This window comes from Asticcacaulis sp. P2_C5, assembly GCF_056404555.1.
The window spans coordinates 1-18,146 of the sequence record NZ_JBFUDU010000006.1; the positions used below are offsets into that span (position 1 = coordinate 1).

At 54.8% G+C, this 18,146-nt stretch carries 17 protein-coding genes and 3 tRNA genes; 9 read left to right on the top strand and 11 right to left on the bottom strand.

Translation table 11 applies throughout. The annotated features are described in order from the left end of the window. The 3 genes from AC1DXO_RS11625 to AC1DXO_RS11635 form a co-directional block, all read right to left on the bottom strand. Positions 1-378, bottom strand: a 378-nt coding sequence (locus tag AC1DXO_RS11625; protein ID WP_476978314.1) for a GTP-binding protein, incomplete at its 3' end; no start/stop codon positions are given. Positions 379-557: 179 nt separating this feature from the next. After that, a tRNA-Gly gene (locus AC1DXO_RS11630) sits at positions 558-631 on the bottom strand. 73 nt (positions 632-704) lie between these two features. Beyond that, positions 705-788: transfer RNA gene (locus AC1DXO_RS11635), tRNA-Tyr, on the bottom strand. A gap of 163 nt (positions 789-951) precedes the next feature. Here AC1DXO_RS11635 and rlmB point away from each other — a divergent pair. Genes rlmB through AC1DXO_RS11650 form a run of 3 tightly spaced genes read left to right on the top strand, consistent with a single transcriptional unit; the run spans position 952 to position 3,051 of the window. Continuing rightward, positions 952-1,854: a 23S rRNA (guanosine(2251)-2'-O)-methyltransferase RlmB gene (gene rlmB, locus AC1DXO_RS11640; RefSeq protein ID WP_476978315.1), complete on the top strand. Its 903-nt coding sequence runs from the start codon at positions 952-954 to the stop codon at positions 1,852-1,854. A 60-nt stretch (positions 1,855-1,914) separates the two neighbouring features. Next, a complete protein-coding gene (locus AC1DXO_RS11645; protein ID WP_476978316.1) occupies positions 1,915-2,715 on the top strand; it encodes a YjbE family putative metal transport protein in 801 nt (266 codons plus the stop codon). An 18-nt stretch (positions 2,716-2,733) separates the two neighbouring features. After that, the gene (locus AC1DXO_RS11650; RefSeq protein WP_476978317.1) at positions 2,734-3,051 is read left to right on the top strand and encodes a YidB family protein; all 318 of its coding nucleotides are present in this window, start codon (positions 2,734-2,736) and stop codon (positions 3,049-3,051) included. Between the two features lie 325 nt (positions 3,052-3,376). Here the strand turns inward: AC1DXO_RS11650 and AC1DXO_RS11655 are convergent, their stop codons facing one another. From AC1DXO_RS11655 to metG, 6 genes are all read right to left on the bottom strand, one after another. Next, positions 3,377-3,763, bottom strand: a complete 387-nt coding sequence (locus tag AC1DXO_RS11655; RefSeq protein ID WP_476978318.1) for a DUF805 domain-containing protein — start codon at positions 3,761-3,763, stop codon at positions 3,377-3,379. Between the two features lie 138 nt (positions 3,764-3,901). Beyond that, positions 3,902-4,351 (bottom strand): DUF805 domain-containing protein, encoded by a 450-nt coding sequence (locus AC1DXO_RS11660; protein ID WP_476978319.1) that lies wholly within the window; start codon positions 4,349-4,351, stop codon positions 3,902-3,904. A gap of 97 nt (positions 4,352-4,448) precedes the next feature. Next, positions 4,449-4,847 (bottom strand): DUF805 domain-containing protein, encoded by a 399-nt coding sequence (locus AC1DXO_RS11665; protein WP_476978320.1) that lies wholly within the window; start codon positions 4,845-4,847, stop codon positions 4,449-4,451. A 92-nt stretch (positions 4,848-4,939) separates the two neighbouring features. Beyond that, positions 4,940-5,320, bottom strand: a complete 381-nt coding sequence (locus tag AC1DXO_RS11670) for a DUF805 domain-containing protein (RefSeq protein ID WP_476978321.1) — start codon at positions 5,318-5,320, stop codon at positions 4,940-4,942. A 71-nt stretch (positions 5,321-5,391) separates the two neighbouring features. Next, positions 5,392-5,787 carry a DUF805 domain-containing protein gene (locus AC1DXO_RS11675; protein WP_476978322.1) on the bottom strand — a complete coding sequence of 132 codons (396 nt, stop codon included), beginning with the start codon at positions 5,785-5,787 and terminating at the stop codon, positions 5,392-5,394. 81 nt (positions 5,788-5,868) lie between these two features. Then, positions 5,869-7,584: a methionine--tRNA ligase gene (metG, locus tag AC1DXO_RS11680; protein ID WP_476978323.1), complete on the bottom strand. Its 1,716-nt coding sequence runs from the start codon at positions 7,582-7,584 to the stop codon at positions 5,869-5,871. Positions 7,585-7,754: 170 nt separating this feature from the next. Here metG and AC1DXO_RS11685 point away from each other — a divergent pair. From AC1DXO_RS11685 to AC1DXO_RS11700, 4 genes are all read left to right on the top strand, one after another. Then, a tRNA-Thr gene (locus AC1DXO_RS11685) sits at positions 7,755-7,830 on the top strand. A 326-nt stretch (positions 7,831-8,156) separates the two neighbouring features. After that, the gene (locus AC1DXO_RS11690; RefSeq protein ID WP_476978324.1) at positions 8,157-9,164 is read left to right on the top strand and encodes a GNAT family protein; all 1,008 of its coding nucleotides are present in this window, start codon (positions 8,157-8,159) and stop codon (positions 9,162-9,164) included. Next, entirely contained in the window at positions 9,142-9,564 is a 423-nt protein-coding gene (locus AC1DXO_RS11695) for an ASCH domain-containing protein (protein ID WP_476978325.1), read from the top strand. The genes AC1DXO_RS11690 and AC1DXO_RS11695 overlap by 23 nt, the downstream gene beginning before the upstream one ends. A 43-nt stretch (positions 9,565-9,607) precedes the next feature. Further along, entirely contained in the window at positions 9,608-10,816 is a 1,209-nt protein-coding gene (locus tag AC1DXO_RS11700; RefSeq protein ID WP_476978326.1) for a hypothetical protein, read from the top strand. A 25-nt stretch (positions 10,817-10,841) separates the two neighbouring features. Here AC1DXO_RS11700 and AC1DXO_RS11705 read toward each other — a convergent pair whose 3' ends face one another. Both AC1DXO_RS11705 and AC1DXO_RS11710 read right to left on the bottom strand, forming a co-directional pair. Continuing rightward, complete coding sequence (locus AC1DXO_RS11705) at positions 10,842-11,405, bottom strand: ATP-binding protein (RefSeq protein ID WP_476978327.1); 564 nt, start codon at positions 11,403-11,405, stop codon at positions 10,842-10,844. 399 nt (positions 11,406-11,804) lie between these two features. Next, positions 11,805-14,156, bottom strand: coding sequence for a hypothetical protein (locus AC1DXO_RS11710; protein ID WP_476978328.1), 2,352 nt, complete (start codon positions 14,154-14,156; stop codon positions 11,805-11,807). A 585-nt stretch (positions 14,157-14,741) separates the two neighbouring features. Here AC1DXO_RS11710 and AC1DXO_RS11715 point away from each other — a divergent pair. Both AC1DXO_RS11715 and AC1DXO_RS11720 read left to right on the top strand, forming a co-directional pair. After that, positions 14,742-16,568, top strand: coding sequence for a tetratricopeptide repeat protein (locus tag AC1DXO_RS11715; protein ID WP_476978329.1), 1,827 nt, complete (start codon positions 14,742-14,744; stop codon positions 16,566-16,568). 384 nt (positions 16,569-16,952) lie between these two features. Beyond that, positions 16,953-18,062 carry a glycoside hydrolase family 62 protein gene (locus AC1DXO_RS11720; protein ID WP_476978330.1) on the top strand — a complete coding sequence of 370 codons (1,110 nt, stop codon included), beginning with the start codon at positions 16,953-16,955 and terminating at the stop codon, positions 18,060-18,062. Positions 18,063-18,146 lie beyond the last annotated feature (84 nt).

Here is an 18,146-nt window from a genome sequence, read left to right on the forward strand (position 1 = left end):
GACCTGACGGGCCAGCAGGATGTGCTCGCGCGTTTGCGGCATCGGGCCGTCGGCGGCCGAAACGACCAGGATCGCGCCATCCATTTGCGCGGCACCGGTGATCATGTTCTTCACATAGTCGGCGTGGCCCGGGCAGTCGACGTGGGCGTAGTGGCGGTTCGCCGTTTCATATTCGACGTGCGCCGTGTTGATCGTGATGCCGCGTGCCTTTTCTTCCGGCGCCGCGTCGATGTCTTCGTACTTCTTTGCCGTCGCACCGCCCGACTTGGCCAGCGTCATCGTGATCGCCGCCGTCAGGGTCGTCTTGCCATGGTCAACGTGACCGATGGTGCCGATGTTGCAGTGAGGCTTGCTGCGGTTGAATTTTTCCTTGGCCATACTCTAGAGGCTCCGTAATGCCCAGTTGGGCGAAGGTTGAATTCATTTCGAGAAAAATCGAAATGACAAAGCAAAAAAGCCAAGACAAAGCGAAGGGCCACCCCGAGCTTTGTCTTGACCGCATGGTCCGCGTTGAAAGTACACTGAGCGTCAGCGAAGGACTTTCAACGCGAAGTAAATGGAGCGGGTAGTCGGGATCGAACCGGCATCCTCAGCTTGGAAGGCTGCTGCACTACCGTTGTGCTATACCCGCCGAAGTCCGTTCGCCTTGCGGCGTCCGGGCCTCGAACTGTGTGATCTGAGCCGGGTCGTGATAATGTGAGTGATGGTGGGGGAAGCAGGACTCGAACCTGCGAAGCTTACGCAGGGGATTTACAGTCCCCCCCCTTTGCCGCTCGGGACATTCCCCCATGCACTCACAAAGTCATAAACCGGACGCCTTAAACTCGAACCCGTGAAAAAGCTCAAGTCCAAAATGAAAAAAAACTTTTTGATTCACAGGCTTTGGTCGTAAAGACGCCCTGCTTGTCAAAAAGCCCGTTTCATAGGCCTCAAATCGGAGCGCGTCTTATAGTGTCCTCTCATCGCGAACGCAACGACCCGAAACGCCTGAAAGGCAAAAACCCGGCACAAATTTTCAAATCGCCACAAAAAGCCGGCCCGCGCCCCGAGGCGCGCGCCCCGGATCATGCTAAAAAACCGCAACAAATTCATAAACCTAAGGTCAATGATGACGGCTGGCTATGGGGTGTCCACGCGGTCGAGGCTGCGCTCAAAAATGTGAAGCGCGATGGTCCTTTGAAGCTGTTTTTGAGCGAAGAACGGGCAAAATCGACCGCATCCGCCCTGCTTAACCGCTCCGGCGTGCGGGTTTCGACCCTGATGATGCCCGATATTGCCCGGCTTTTACCCCAGGGCGCGGTGCATCAGGGCATGGCCTTGCATGCGCCGGTGCTGGAGGGCGATTCGCTGGACGCCGTCATGGAGACGCCCAGTCCGATCGGCCGCGATGTCATACTGATGCTCGACCAGGTCACCGATCCGCAGAATATCGGCGCCATTTTCCGTTCGGCGGCCGCCTTTGGTGTCCAGGGCCTGGTCATGCAGGATCGCCATTCGCCGCCGCTGCAGGGCGTGCTGGCCAAGACGGCGGCCGGCGCCATCGATCAGGTGCCGTTTGCCCGCGTCACCAACCTTTCCAGATCTTTGGAACAGTTGAATGAGAACGGCTATGTCAGTGTCGGCCTGGCCGGCGAAGGCGAGCACAATCTCCACGACCTGCTGGCGCAACAGGGTTGGGGTACGACACTGAACAAGCTGGTCCTGGTCCTGGGCTCGGAGGGCGAAGGCATCCGACGCCTGGTGGCGGAACACTGCGATCACCTGGCGCGCATACCCATGCCCGGCGGATTCGAGAGCCTGAACGTCAGCCATGCGGCGTCGATTTCGCTTTATGAGGCCTGCGCGCGCGTTTAGCTCTGGACACCGGCGACCGATCGCTTATCGTTAAGACGGTATCGCCGACAGGAGCCGAATGTGAGTTTCGACCTAAACAGCCTTGTGGCCAGCCTGAAAGGCATGGTTGATGCCGATGTCCTGTCGCAGGGCCTGGCCTTTATCCAGGTCGTATTTATCGACATCGTCATGGCCGGCGATAATGCGGTTGCGGTCGGCATTGCCGCAGCGGGACTTGCGCCCGACAAGCGCCGCAAAGCCATTTTGTATGGACTGATCGGGGCTGTGGTCATTCGGATCGGTTTCGTCGTGATCACCGTCGAGCTGCTGAAGATTGTCGGCCTTCTTCTCGCCGGCGGCCTGCTGCTGCTCTGGGTCACGTGGAAGATGTGGCATGAGTTACGCGACCACCATGCCGCCGAAGCCGCCGCGGCCGCTCACACCAAGGCCCACGATGCCGCTGTTGCAGCAGGCCGGGCGCCGCCCGAGCCCATCGCTTCGCCCAAAACCAAGAGCAAGACGCTGTTTTCCGCCGTCCTGCAGATTCTGGCTGCCGATATCTCGATGTCGCTCGACAATGTCCTGGCTGTGGCCGGCGCGGCGCAAAACCATGTCTGGGTCATGGCGTTCGGCCTGATCTTCGCCATTGCCGCGATGGGCCTGGCCGCCAACCTGATCGCCACGATGCTGCACAAGTTCGCCTGGATCGGCTATGTCGGCGTCGCCGTCGTGCTCTTCATCGCCCTGCGCATGATGTATGAAGGCTCCATGGAGCTATGGCACGCCGGCCATTGTGACATGACCCTGAAATGCGTCCCCAAGGCCGCCCATGACGGACTGGAATGGCTGAAAGCCATGAAAGCGCAATATCTTCCTGCCTGACGATCCGGAGACCCTGCCATGTCCGACCTGCATCACCGCCTGAAGCAATCCGGCGACCACCACCACAGCCACGGCATTATCCATATGATGATCGAAGGCGCGCTGATCGGCGGCGTCACCGCTCTGCTGGCGCACCTGGTCTCCAACGGCATGAGCCACGTTGTCGAAAAATGGCAGGACGGCCATCACCACGCTGTTGGCCCGGACGACCTCAAGGATATCCTGGGCGACAAGCTGTCGGCCATTTCGGAGAAGACCGGCCTGTCGATGGAAGACACACTGAAATATCTCGCCGATCACCTTCCGGGCGCCGCGAAGTCCCACTTCGGGCATTGAGTGAACACCTCCGTAAATTCGTGAAAGCCGCTGAACCTTAAACCGCCTCTTCCCGTTTACGGGGAGAGGGTGGCGCGAAGCGCCGGGTGAGGGGCAATTCCACCGACGAAGCGGTCGCTTCGACCGTGGAAATTCGTACTATTGGTTATCGCAATAAAGAACAGTGCACCGCAGTTTTTGTTCTGCGGAATAACAACCAATCGCGGACGACTACTGCCTTTAGACTTGGCCCCTCAGGCTCGCCGCCCCGCGCCGATCGCTTTCGCTGCGCTCAGCTCTCGTCCTCTCCCCGTAAGCGACGGGAAGAGGCGGACTTCCTTACCACCTACCAAAGACTGCGGTAGCCGCCCTTGGGTGATGGACCGAAGCGGTTTGCGCCTTCGGTGCCCTCCTTGATGCACAGCTCGTAGCCGAACCAGATCCAGCCCAGAACCGGCACCAGCAGCGACAGGGTCCACAGCCCCGACATGTCGCGGTCATGGCAACGCTTGATGACGACGCACATGGTCGCCAGTTGGACGACGACGAACAGTATAAAGCGCCAGTCAGTCCCCAGCCAGGCCTGGACAAAACCCGCCATGTCGCGCTCGTGTTGCGCCATGGCCGGCATGAACGATACCGCGTAGAAAGCCGTCAAGGCCAGCAGGTACAACAGAAAATCGCGCCGGCGCACGCGGCCAAATACATCGAACAGGAATACCAACAGCTTCATGACCCAACCCCTTGAACCCAAGGGTTTGAATGCAAGCCTCATACCAACTTTTGCCACTACCTTTTGCTTCGAGAAAAGAGCCCCGCCCACCGCCGAAGGCGCTGGGCGGGGCTCTTCTCTAACCATCGACCGCAGGCGTTAAGCCATATCTTCGGGGATCTCGTCGCCAAAGTGCAGCGCATGATCATATCGGCCCCGCAGCGGCGACGGCCCGTATTTGTTGCCGCCGCGCGTACCGGCCAGAAACCCGCATTCGACCAGCGCCCATACCTGCCCGACCAGCGGCACCAGAGCCAGCAACAGCCACCAGCCGGACCGGCCGCGATCATGCCAGCGCTTGACCAACAAGCAAAACGCCATCCACGCTACCGGCAGGGCCAACAGCAACCCGATCCACAGCGGACGTTTGAGATCATCGGCAAGCGACGCCAGCAGGCCTTCGCCGCCTTGCTGGGTCAGGTAATCGCCCAACATAGCGAGGGTGATCCCTGCAACCAGGGTCAGAAATATTACGGCCAGCCACGCGCCCCAGAAGCCGGCGCGGGTGATGCGACCATTGGGACTTAACAAGGTATCGGTAATACGCATATCCGTCCTCCCAGTTGTGCGAGCGCTTGGGCGACTCGTCATTTGGGAGAGCTTATATCACAGCGGGACACATTCCCGAATGGGGCGAATTACGCGGTCAGAATACTGCGGATTCGTTGCCGATTCCCTTGGGTGAAGGCCCGTATTGATTGCGCCCCGGCGTACCGTCGAGACAGCCGCACTCAATAAAGGTCCAGATAACACCTACCAAGGGAATCAACAGGATCAGGTACATCAGGCCCGACTTGTCGCGATCATGCCAACGCTTGGCGCCGATACATACGCTGGTCCACAACGACAACGGCACACAGATCACGTAGGTCAGTAACATGATCGGATTAGGTGTCTCGCTCTCCACGCCGATACTCGCGCGAGTGAGCAGTCCGATTGCGGCGTAGAGCACCATAAAAAAGATAAACTTGCCGATCGACCACAACCAGTAGTCCGTACGCCGAATGCGCCCCTGGGCGCTGAACAGCATATTTTGCCACGTCATTGGAATCTCCCCCTTCAGATGCCTAAGGCTAACCACGAAACGGATAGCCCGTAAAGCGCGCAACTTCAGCGCCAAGCCACTTAGACGCCAAGCTACTTCGGCGACCGGCCGAAGCGGTTATCGCCCGGCGTGCCTTCCATAAAGCCGCATTCAATCAGTTGCCACAGCCAGCCGATGACCGGCACGAGGCCGATCAATATCCACCATCCCGACTTGTCGCGGTCGTGCCAGCGCTTGACCGTCACGGCCAGCTTGGCCCAGATCGCCGCCAAACCCAGCAGGCCGAACAACGGATTGTGCTGCAGGTAAGTGACACCCAGGCTGACGAAATGGTGGTCGTTGTGATGGACCTCCCAGTGCCCGAATTGCCAGAACAGCCCGCCATACACGGCGCTCAGGCACAGGAAGAACAGCCAGAAATGAAGACGGCGGATTCGCCCGTTGAAATCGAACAGAAACTGAACAATCGACATGATAGCCTCCCAAAGCTTGATGACGATTATAGACGGCGTGCGAGTCGCCTCCAGTGAATTCGCAGTAAGGTTCAGAAAGCCGCTCGTTCGTTGCCGAGTCCCTTCGGAGAGCGTCCATACTGGTTTCGGCCCGGCGTACCATCGACAAGCCCGCATTCAATCAATGTCCAGAGGACGCCGACAAACGGAATAAATATGATCATAAACCTCCATCCCGACTTGCCCATGTCGTGCCAGCGTTTGGCGATAAGACAGACATTTGCCGTAGCCAGGGCCCCGAGCAGCACGGAATAGACGCCTAAGATGGCAAACGTTCTGCCATTTTCGCTGAGGCGAAGGGCCGAAATAATCAGAAAGGCCGCGAGGAACAGGATCGCGGCCCCGAAGAATTTACCGATCATCCAAATCCAGAAGTCGCGCCTGCGAATACGCCCCTCGGCGTTAAACAACATGGTCATCCAAGACATCACTCCCCCCTATCGCGCAAATGCACCCTGTTACAAAACAAAGCGGCAACGGGTCCGTGTGTCAACGATATTCTGCCTTGGTCAGTCTTCGCTGCCACCGAAGCGTTCGGTCCATTCGGCGACCTGCGTGTCTTCGATCTTGCGGAACAGCAACTCACCTGCCGCCACGGCCTGACCGGCTGTCAGTTGGTTCAGTTCCATCCGCGCATCGCCTGACGGCCAGTTCAGCGGCAGATCCGCCCCGACGCATTTCGCGATAGCTGCGGCTGTTGCCGGCATCAGAGGCTGGGCCAGTGCCGCATACAGCCGCACCAGGTTCAGCCCGTGACGCACGATGACCGCCGCGCGATCGACATCCGTCTTGAAGGCCGTCCACGGGGCAGCCTCCTGCAGATATTCGTTGCCCAGCACCCAGATACGCCGCACGGCCTGGGCCGCCTTGCGCATCTCCATCGTCTCGAAGGCTTCGGTTGCCTCGGCCAGCATCTCGGTGATGTCGGAATAGAGCTTTTCCTCGATCGGCCCCGCCTCACCGCCCGCCGGCACCACGGCACCGAACTTGGCCTCGGTAAACTTGGTGATCCGGTTGACGAAATTACCCAGCACGTCCGCCAGGTCCTTGTTGATCACCGTCTGGAACTGCTCCCAGGTGAACGAGCTGTCGGAACTTTCCGGAGAATTGGAAATGAGATACCAGCGCCAGTAGTCGGCCGGCAACAGCTCCAGCGCCTGGTCCATGAACACGCCGCGGTTCATCGAGGTCGAGAACTTGCCGCCGTACCAGTTCAGCCAGTTGAACGCCTTCAGCGTGTCGACCATCTTCCACGGTTCGCCGGACCCCAGGATGGTCGCCGGGAAGCTGACCGTATGGAAGGCGACATTGTCCTTGCCCATGAATTCGACATAACGGACGTCGTCGGCGCCCTGGTCCAGCCGCCACCAGGTTTGCCAGCCGTCGGGTTCGCCCTTCGCATCGAAATATTCGCGCGTCGCGGCGATATATTCGATCGGCGCGTCGAACCAGACATAGAAGACCTTGTTCTCGAAGCCCGGCCGCGGCGCGCCGTCCTTGGTCACCGGCACGCCCCAGGCCAGGTCGCGTGTGATGCCGCGATCGATCAGGCCTTCGTCGAGATGCTTGTTGGCGATCGAGCGCGCCAGTTGCGGCCAGTGATCCTTGGAGCCTATCCATTCGCGCAGCCGGTCCTCGACCTTGGTCTGCAGCAGATACAGGTGCCGCGTGTCGCGAACCTCGAGATTGCGTGATCCCGACACGGCGGAATAGGGGTTGATCAGGTCGGTCGGATCCAGCAGGCGACCGCAATTGTCGCACTGGTCGCCGCGCGCCTTGTCGTAGCCGCAGTGCGGACAGGTGCCCTCAACATATCGGTCGGGCAGGAAGCGGCCGTCGTCGATGGAAAAGACCATCTTGTCGACCCGTTCTTCGATCAGCCCGTTGCGGTCCAGGGCGTCGCAAAAGGCCTGGGTCAGATCGCGGTTCTGCGGCGACGACGAGCGGCCGAACCAGTCGTAGCTGAGCCCAAACGCCTCCCCGGCCGTTTTCTGGACCAAGTGCTGCTCGTCGCAATAGGTCCGCACGTCCTGGCCGGCCTTGGCGGCGGCCAACTCGGCGGGGGTGCCGTGTTCGTCGGTGGCGCAGATATAGAGGACCTCATGGCCCCTCGCCCGCATGAACCGCGCATAGACATCGGCCGGCAGCATCGACCCGGCCAGATTTCCGAGGTGCTTGATGCCGTTGATATAGGGAAGCGCGGAGGTGATAAGGATGCGGGACATGATTTCAGGCTCTCAAATGAGGAGAGTGTGCGTCATAGACGGGTCAGGTTGATCATGACAATGTCTATTGTCGCCCAAATCGGTTGCCATGGTGATTTTGTCAACCAAAACGCCGCAAACTGTACTGGACAATCCGTTTGCACCTCGGCATAAGGCGCGGTTCGTGGTGCGCCGGCTTAGCTCAGATGGTAGAGCAGTTGTTTTGTAAACATCAGGTCACGGGTTCGATTCCTGTAGCCGGCACCATGTCTTCTCCAGTGCAGTTTAGAGAACGCCGTCGCGTCGAAGCACAAATGGGCGAAGACGGACCGGTGGCCGCTCGCTACGGCTCGGCAAGCTCCCTAGGACAATTACGCAATTGAGTAGTGGCCAACTTGGCGGGGCTTATTTTCTGACGACTCAACCATCCGAAGTTAGAGAATTTCCGCAATTGGCAACCTGTCACCGAAACCATGCTTAAAGTGAAGCATCTATGCAGCCAAGTTAGTCCGTGCAATCATTAATAGAAGAATCACACAAAAGGTCCTCACGTGTCCAGACGATTACGGCTCTGTAAGTTTAAAGATCTTAATTTGGCCGATCCTTTTTTTGATAGCCTGAAGGCTGGTTACGAAGAATTCCCGGTCTGGTTTGCTAAGAAATTGAACGAAAACGTCTTCGTCGTTGACGATGGAGACAAACTTTCCGGTTTCATATATCTCAAGCCCGAACATGGGTCAGTTGACGACGTCGTCCCACCTTTACCGAAGGCGAAATGGATAAAGGTTGGCACCCTAAAGATCGTGGCGCAGGGCACCACGCTGGGAGAGCGGATCATTAAAAAAATACTTGATTTCGCCATTTCAGAAAAAGCAGACGGTGTTTACGTAACTGTTTTTGAAATACACAAGAGTCTGATTGAACTTTTTGAGCGGTATGGTTTTGCACGGCATGCAACCAAAACCACAGTGAACGGCACTGAGATTGTTTTGGCCCGCCTGTTCTCCCAACTCACCGGTGATCTCCGCGCCGACTATCCATTTATTCATACTAAAGGCCAAGCCTCGTGGCTTTTGGCTATTTATCCAAAATATCATAGTCAACTGTTGCCGGATTCCATCCTCAATAACGAACCTCAAAGTATCATTGAGGACGTGTCGCATACAAACACCATACATAAAATGTACACATCGGGTCTTTTCCTTAATCGGATGAAAAGGGGTGATATTGTCATTTTCTATCGCACTTCCGACGGAAAAGGACTCGCGCGCTTCCGGTCGGTAGCAACTTCGGTGTGTATGGTCGAGGAAGTCAAAACGCGTAAGGATTTCATCAACGTCGACGCCTATCTGGCCTACGCGCTAAAGGGCAGCGTTTTTACCGAGGAAGAGCTCCGCCACCAATATAATACTTGGAGCCGTCTCTATGTCGCCAAGCTGACTTACAACGCAGCCTTTCAAAAACGCTTGACCCGTGGGCTATTAATGGACGATGTCGGAATACCTGAACAGCCAAGATGGGACTTAAAACCGATTACACGAGATCAGCTGTTCAGGATGTTAGAATTAGGTGGGGTAGATGCGCGTCTTATTGTCGATTAAACCCGAATATGTTGAGCGCATATTTGATAGGACGAAACGCTTTGAATTCCGGCGAAAGCCTTACCTCAATCGAAGCGTACAAACCGTCGTTATCTATTCGACGAAACCGGTAGGCATGATTGTCGGTGAATTCGATGTGCGGGCAATTCTGAGCGCTCCGCCTGACGATCTCTGGTCAAAAACCGAAAGTCAGTCGGGTATTTCCAGAGCTTTTTTTGATAACTATTTCGAAGGGCGCGACATCGCCTATGCGCTCGAGATTGGTGATGTGCGGATTTATGCCGTGCCGTACAATCCGTTAGAAGTCATTGAAAATTTCACCCCTCCCCAGTCCTACATGTACGTAAATGACGGCCCCCCCTCGCAATGGCGTCAGAGCGACCAACTCGTGCTTTTATGAGATCTTACTGGCTGTACACTCCATTCCGGAAAGAATAGAAAAAATGAACGGGACGCTTGCACTCTGGCACGAACAATTGTCACCTGTACCTGTGCTCCAGGAAGTTCTTCCAAGTGTAACTCCCGCTGGCGAAGAAGACGACTCAAGTAAATCTAAAGTAGAACTGCATTTTAATCTCTGGCGCGAGCACACAGCCGACCTTAATTTTCTTGATATTGGCTTCCGCTTTAAATCCGTCAGAAAACTGCGTCGATTTCACCTTTATGTTCCAACAAGCTTGCAAGCCAGTCAGATTAGGGACCTCTCGCCCCTTTTGAAATTAGGGCCGACGCTAAACGCAATATTCAATAGCGTAATCGACATAACCGATGAAGGCGATGATTATTTTACAACAACTGAAGATGAAAAGCATCATGTTACAATTCACCAAGTCACCATCGGCGAGAGTAGTGATATATGGCTTGAGCCGTTAGAAAATGACGACGGTACTCGCGGCACAGTAATAGTATTTAGTGAAGCACTCTGCGCTCGGCTAAGACAGCATGCCCTGCAATCGGACGACCACGAAAAAGACCAGTACCTGCGCATTCGGCTCGATCTCCACGGCAACGCGGCTGAACTTTTCAGCCAAGAGGTGACGGGGAATGGAGGGTTCTTCGTGTCGTCTCTATCTCGGTTAGAACTGATAGAATTCCGTTTAAATGAAAAGCGTAGTTACCCTAAAGGTGTTGCCGTTCGGTCGGAACGGAAAGCCTTCTTCATTACAAGTATACATTACTTCCTTATTCGAGATCTGCAATACCACTTGCTCATGCAGCATGAAACCTTTCGAAAAGTCAGGCGGTTGGAAGGTATGCTATGGCGCAACTACCTAATTGGCGACGCAAATGAAGAGCAGCTTAGTATGTACGAAAAGGTCGCCCGGCGCATGGTTATCTACTACTGGCGTAAAATCGATTCTAACAAGCCCGGCAAAACCGATGTTGAGGACTTCCTTGCGTTTGCCAGTTTTCGCGCGAGCATATCCAACCTGTGGAAATATGCTATTGGCGTTATTGCGATCGGCGGCGCGGGCAGTGCCGCTGCGGCCGCGTGCGCAAGTTACATGAAAACGATTGGTGGCCCGATCAGCGCGTGGCCTAATATTGCAACTTTAATTTTGCTGCCAACTCTGGCATTTGTCTTAATCCTGTCAATTACAGCACTTCTTCGTACTTGGCGGAGACAACCACTAATAGAGCGCCCCAAGTAGAACGCCTTATTTGACAGTACGCCCGTCATTTTTTGACTAAACGTCCAATCGCACTCAATAGGCATTGAATGTCGCCCGACGAGATCGTTACAAAAGGAATACCGAGTCGTTCTGCTTGGGTTAATGAACATTCCCTCTCCATATTCTGATATGCCTGCGCTTCTGCTCGGCTCCACGGCAAATGCCGTCTCTTGCGGCGCTCTACAATCCGAGCAAGTTTCTCCTCCACATGCACAATCAAGCTGGGCGATAGGGCATCAAAAATTTGCTCTGGAACAGGCATAGGTCCGTCGTCGGTTTCTATGGTTGCATGACCATCGAGCAAAATGTCAGTACGGCCAATAAAATGGTGCGATCGCAATGCTTCGATCAATACTGCTTGATTATCCATGGCCTGTTGCCGAGTTAGAGGACGTATAGGCTGACCGCATTCACGTAAAAGCTCACTTGCCTTGACATGAACAAACCCTGGCGCCGCCTCGACCGCGCGCGCCACAGTATGACTTTTACCAGAGCTCGAAATTCCTGTTACGAAAATCATGCCCTTATTAGGATCAGCATATATTCCACTGCCCTTTTCACCTGCCAAAACGCTAGTTTCAATTTCAGAAATTCGGTAACACCTTATGCAGTATCTAAACACAACTATTCTATTAGAGCCAATTCTTGGCACCCTGCCCGGAGAATTCCTATTTGACGACCTGTCACCGACTACCGAACAAACTGATCGGAAAATGCTCTGGACAATTTCGGAATATCGTAAACCTTCACCGAAAACTCTGAAAGACCCTAATGGAGCTCGGCAGTAACGAAAACGGGGCTATCCAGTTTCGTGGCGTCGAAAACCTGAGCCGTTACGGGCGGCAGCGCCGACTTTTTGCTGCGAGCGATGTCAAGATCGCGATCCGATTTGTCCGAAATGATGAAATAGCCTAAGCATAAACTATCACCAAAATTACACGCCAAAAATATTGTAATTTATGCCACGCTATCCCTGTTCCCGACTCCGGTTTTGTAAAATACCCGAGAAAGTCAGGATGAATAGAGAAGTTATCAGGGAGCCAGCCAAGGCATAAAATGCTTTAAACCAACGCCAAAATTTAGGGTTCTCGAGATTTGATGGAGGCTGCGAAATTTCGTCGCCGCCCGATATCATTTGTCCGGGCTCACACTTGCTTTCTTGGCGCAAGTCAATGAATGGTATAAAGACGTCTATGGCGTATAAAGTGGGTTCAATTAGATCGCCACAAGGAGTTTTAACTGAATTCGGATCCGTATTTGACACAAAAGCAATTCCAGGCAGAGGTTTGACAGTAATGAATGGTGTGCCCGATACTGGCATTGCATCTACATCCATCATTCCATGACTGTTAGCATAGCTAAAGGCGACACTTCCAACAGAGATGGAAACTAGAAAGGTTGCGAGCGCTCGAATTGGAGAGAGTCCGAAGCCAAACAAAAATCCAAATAGCTGCCTAGGTAACCAGGCCACAATAAGCAGAATTAAAGAAATAATAAATGTAAAAATAAAAATCAAAAAGCAAATTGTGACAACAATAGGCACAACAGAGTATATAATAAATTTTGAATAATTTTTAGCTCTGGCTTCTATAAACCATCCTCTAAATATATCCATAGGTAACCGGTTTAATCGAATCCAAATAAGAGCTTGAGAGTCACAGCTTCTCTGACGCCAATATTTTGCCAAATTTCTGGCCGCATCATACAAGCCCATTGCGCAAAATACGGTGTAAAGCTGTACATAAGGCTGAGGTCTGAAATCATTATACGGCTCCACATATTTTTGGAACCACCGTTTTCTAGATGACCACGTAAACCAATTATTAAATACAATCCTATTGTAAGTAAAACCTTGCAAATACAATTTTGTTCCTGCCCCACCCCACCCCTCACCATCATTATCTATCAACGTTCCTGCCGATGCATCAGTTAAATCCCATTCAGTTTTCGATGAATCAAGAGAGTCAACAAGTAAAATTAGATTAATTCTTGCGCCAATCAGCATTAATTTTCCAGTGTTGAAAAATTTTGGCCCTATATGTAAGTCTTGCCCAACATGTATATTGCAAGCATTTATAGTTATAAAATCATCATCCGAATTCGAGTTTCTAAATTTACTATCCTCGGCATCGATAGATCCATCTACTCTCACTCCAAACAATAAAACACAACCAATACTCTCAAAATTTTTGTTAAAAAAACAAGATCCACCAATATGACCATTTTGAACATCAAGCGCACATCCACTACCATCTTGGACACAGTTGCGGAGTTTACCGCCAGACATTTCCAAATTTCCAGAAATTTCCACCCCTTTTAGCCAAACGCAACCATCAGCTTCAAAATTATTGCGTAGATAACATGATCCACCAATGTAACCGTTCTGAACTTCCAAGGCGCAGTCACTGCCATTTTCAGAATAATTTCGGAACTTGCCGCCGCTTGCGTCTAGATTGCCCGCAATCCTTGCTCCATTCAACCACACGCACCCGTCTGCTTCAAAGGGCTTTCCAGTGTCCAAACAAGCGCATATTAGCAACTTCGAGCGGAAATTGGTTGACTGGCCATTGAAGGCATAACCTTCCGCCGATTTTAACGTCGCGCCAATAAACCAAGCTTCACTGCCAACATCTGCTCCGGCCAGAATAATTCCGCCTATAGCGGTCACGAAAAAAGCACGTAATCGCCCGGTAATCTCGGCGTCACGCAACTCTAAGGCGTAGTTATAGTGCATCTCAGCAGGCACCTGTGATCGCTTTTGCGGTGCGATAAATTGCGCCCGTATACAACTCAAATCGCCATCGATTCGGGCACCATCCATATTCACCCAGCATTGCTCAGGCAGATCTCGGACTGGCATTGGCACAACGTACGACAAATCAACTTGACCGCCGACGCTCATTTCACGGCCGGATAGCTCCCGCAGGCGGCTGCCTCTGAGAGATAGGCGTTCTACATCTGCATGATCCAATCGAATTGGATCGGCGATGTCGCAATACTCCAATGCCAGGGCAGGCAAGTTACTTCCGCCTATTCCGCAGGCGTCAGTCAAATCCAGCGTTCCGCTGATTTTCGCTCCAATAATCCGCACTCCTGTGGGTGCGATGAACCAGGGCTTGCGGTCATGGCCTTCAACTGGAAGGCCCAACAGTAAATGCCGAAGAAATTCCGATCGAACTATAGGTTTTCTACCCGATGGCTGAATCAATGGATCGCTAGATCGCGACAAAAGGCTAGCCCATTGTCCGGTTGCCGTGGCGGCAACGATCTTTTTCTCCGCAGAATTAAGGGCGCTGGGATTGAATTGATATCTTGCCATATATTCTCACCATGCAACTGCTTGCAGCGGTTATCCAAACCCTTACGGCAATCTCGTCATAGTTGTCATTCACAATCTCAGTTCAGGGGAATTTCGCGAGGTAATTAACTCTGTCATCACATCATGCGATCTGCGAAAGCCTTCTGCCGAGCCTTCATTCCATGCAAGTCGAATAGGGTGACAGGAGCAATATTCCTCAACGTTTTAGACGCAGCGCTTGGGGAATAGTCCTCCTGTCCCCCCATTTCTAGCCTCTCGGCAAGCCCCTGGGTCAGCAGAGTAGCGTTTTACAGCGATCTTAGCGGGAAATATTTTTCATAACGGCCAATCAGTCGCAAAATTCTGCAATTGGCATGTCACCGTAATGTGTCGCTCAGGTGCGGGACGGCTACCGCGTACTGGGCGACTTGGAAACGCAGTTTCGGTCATCGCGTGCAGGGAAAATCGTCCTCACCAATCGCCAAACCTGATTTTGCTGCCTATAGTGTCGCCGATGAGGTGGGGCCGTTCAGACTGGGCGGCGCGTATTCGGGGCCAGATATGCGGATCAGGACTGTTGCGTTTGTAAGCGCGTTAGGATTGGCTTTGAGCTTGACCGGGGCTTTGGCCCTTTCGTCGCCGGCTATGGCTCAGGCGGCCGCGGCCCAGGCAGTTGCAGTTCCGGTCGCCTACAGCCAGAACGACGACCCCGCCATGGCCGACTATCGCGACGGCGACTATGCCGAAGCCATCGCGGGCTGGACGCCGCGCGCCAACGCGGGTGAAGCCGACGCCCAGTACTGGCTGGGCCAGGTTTATTACCAGGGCAAGGGCGTGCCCCAAGACTTTACCGCCGCCATGGACTGGTTCCGCAAGGCTGCCAGGCAGGGCCACGACTACGGCCAGTACTGGATGGGCCGCATGTACGAGGACGGTAGCGGCGTGGCGCCGAACTACGCCAACGCCGCCTTCTGGTACGTCAAGGCCTGCGACCAGAACGTCACGCTTGCCTGTTTCCATCTCGGTGGCCTGTATGAGCGCGGCGGCGCGGGGCTGCCGCGAGACCTGGTCCAGGCCTATGAAGCCTACGAATTGGGGGTCATGGCCATTCCCTCTAATTCTTATGTTTTTGACGACGTGGTGGCGGCACGCGACGCCGTGGCGGCCCGGCTGACGCCGGCTCAACTGTCCACCGCCACGCAATGGCTTCAGGTGCGCAAGCCCGGCTATGACGGGCCGGCGCGGCCGCCTGTGCCCAAGCCCATACCGACACCTGCCGTCAAACTCGATACCCGCGCGCTTATCCGGCTGACCCTGAGCGCACAACTTGGCGATGCCCCTCGCCAGGCCGAACTCGGTCAGGCCTTTCTCGGCTACCGCGGTGTGACCAAGGACTATGCCCTGGCCCTGGGCTGGCTGAAAAGGGCAGCAGATCAGGATTACGAAGGCGCACAGGTCGAACTGGGCCGGATGTATCGTGATAGTGTGGGTGTGCCTCAGGACTACGCCGCCGCCGCTGACTGGTTCCGCAAGGCGGCGGACCACGGTTATGGCGAGGCCCAATACCAGTTGGGCAAGCTTTACGAAAGCGGCCTTGGTGTGGCCCAGGACGATGTGCAGGCCTATCTGTGGTACGATCTGAGCACCCGGGCGACGCGGGGCCAGCTGTTCGACGATGCCGACGCCAAGGCGCGCGATGCGATCGCCGGCCGTATAACCGCCGATCGGCTTGTCCAGGCCAAGGCGCTTGCCAAGGCATGGCAGCCGTTGCCCCCGACCCAGGCGCAACAGGTCAACGCCGCCGGCGAGCTGTATAACCGCAACGACTTAGCGGGCGCTTTGGTCGCGCTTGCGCCCCTGGCCGAGGCGGGCAGCGCCCAGGCCCAGTTCTGGCTCGGCGAGATGAACGACTTCGGCGACGGCGTGCCGCAGAACTGGACTGTGGCGGCGGCCTGGTATCGCAAGGCCGGCGACCAAGGTCACGCTGGCGCGCAGGCAGCGCTGAGCCGCCTGTACCATGAAGGCCATGGTGTGCATCAGGACGCGGCGGCGGCGGCGGAATGGATCGAAAAGGCGGCCCATCAGGGTATGGGCTATGCCCAGGTCAATTGGGGCCTGATGTACCTTGCCGGCGACGGCGTGCAGCAAAATGCCGGCAGCGCCGTTTATCTGTTCCAGAAGGCGGCGAACCAGGGCACCGATACCGGCATGTTCTATCTCGGCGTAATGTACTTCCATGGCAATCGCGTGAAAGCCGATCCGGTCGAGGCCTATAAGTGGTTGTACCTGGCCGAGATCTACGCGATGAACGATGAGGTTCGGAGCGAGGCCGTGAACATGCAGGCACGTGTCGCGACCGGCATGACGGCGCTTCAGATCTCCAATGCAAGGAACATGGCCAACGGATGGCACCCGGTCTTTCCGACGCCCTGATAAAGCGGTGGATTATCGCTTCCTCAGCCTCCGCAATTTCGAGGACAGGTTATTTTTCGCATTTGGTAACGTCTCACCGCGACCTTCCACCGAAACCTTCCAATTAAACGCTGACGCGTGCCGCCAGGCGGGGACCTGGGAGGTTTTCTCTACGGGCGTTTTGGCAATGACTTAAAAAGTGTTCGTTTTCGATCTTTCTGGTCAATCCGGGCGAACACATTTAAGAGAAATTACATTTTTTAATATATAATTCAAAGCATTAGTTATTTTGCCAGTTGATGCTACTGTAGCACCACAAACTCAGTCATGGGAGCGACGATCTCAATTTGTGATCGCTGCTGCCTTATGACGTTGGCACCTCAAGTCTGAAAGATATTCATAAATATGAACTCCAAAAAAAACCTGCGGGGAATGAAGGCCCGGATCGTCTTCTCCGTGAGTCTGGCGGCGGTGGCCTTGTTGGCCGCATGTGGCGGAGGTGGTGGAGTGGCATCTGCCAATTCCACTGCGTCGTCTTCGTCATGGGCGCCGTCTGACGGAACCTTTCACTGGACATCAAGCGCGCCGCTGATCGGTCCGCAACCTGACCCGTCCCAAACCGTTTACGCGGTAAAGGATCCCTCCGTTGTGTTTGCGAACGGAAAATACCATGTCTTTATGACCACGGCCGGATCAAACGGATGGGGTATCGCCTACACCAGCTTTGCCGATTGGTCGTCCGCCGCGACGGCGCCGATCTTCCCCCTCGACAAATCGCCGATAGGCCCTGGCTACCGCGCGGCGCCGGAAGTGTTCTACTTTGCTCCGCAAAAGCTCTGGTACCTGATATTCCAGGGCGGCGACCCTTTTTATTCCACGACGACTAACATCGACGACCCGATGTCCTGGAGCCCGGCTCGCCCCTTCTTTGCCACGGCGCCGGACATAACGAAGCCGCCCGCCGGGACGGGCTGGCTCGATTTCTACATTATCTGCAACGACACCAAGTGCTACCTCTTCAATACCGATGATAATGGCCGTGTCATGCGGTCGGAAACATCGATAGATCAATTTCCGAATGGCTTCCACAATACCGTCGTCGTCATCAACGAGCCCAGGAACGACGCATTCGAAGGCAGCAGCAACTATCGGGTAAAAGGCACCAACACCTACCTTACCGTCGTAGAGGCGATCGGCCCGAAGGGGCGTTATTTCCGGATATGGAAAAGCGACGGTTTGGAAGGCGCCTGGGTACCGCTGGGCACAGCTAGCAAGAATCCCCTCGCGTCCGCCGACAACGTGGAAAGCATCTGGTCCGAGGGCATCTCTCATGGCGAACTGCTCCGGGACACGGCAGATCAGACCCAGGTTATTGACCCGTGCAAGCCGCTTCATTTCCTGTTCCAGGGTAACGACCCATTGATCCACCCTTCCGATTACATCCAGCTTCCGTACCGACTGGGCCTTCTGACAGCCAAGGGATCAAATCCCATCGCGGACATGTGCACCCAATAGACCAGAGCCGGTTGGTTTCCCCGAGAAGGACCTTACACCGGCCTTGGTCTGGCTGATCGGTAGCCTCCCAACCGATCAGCCCTT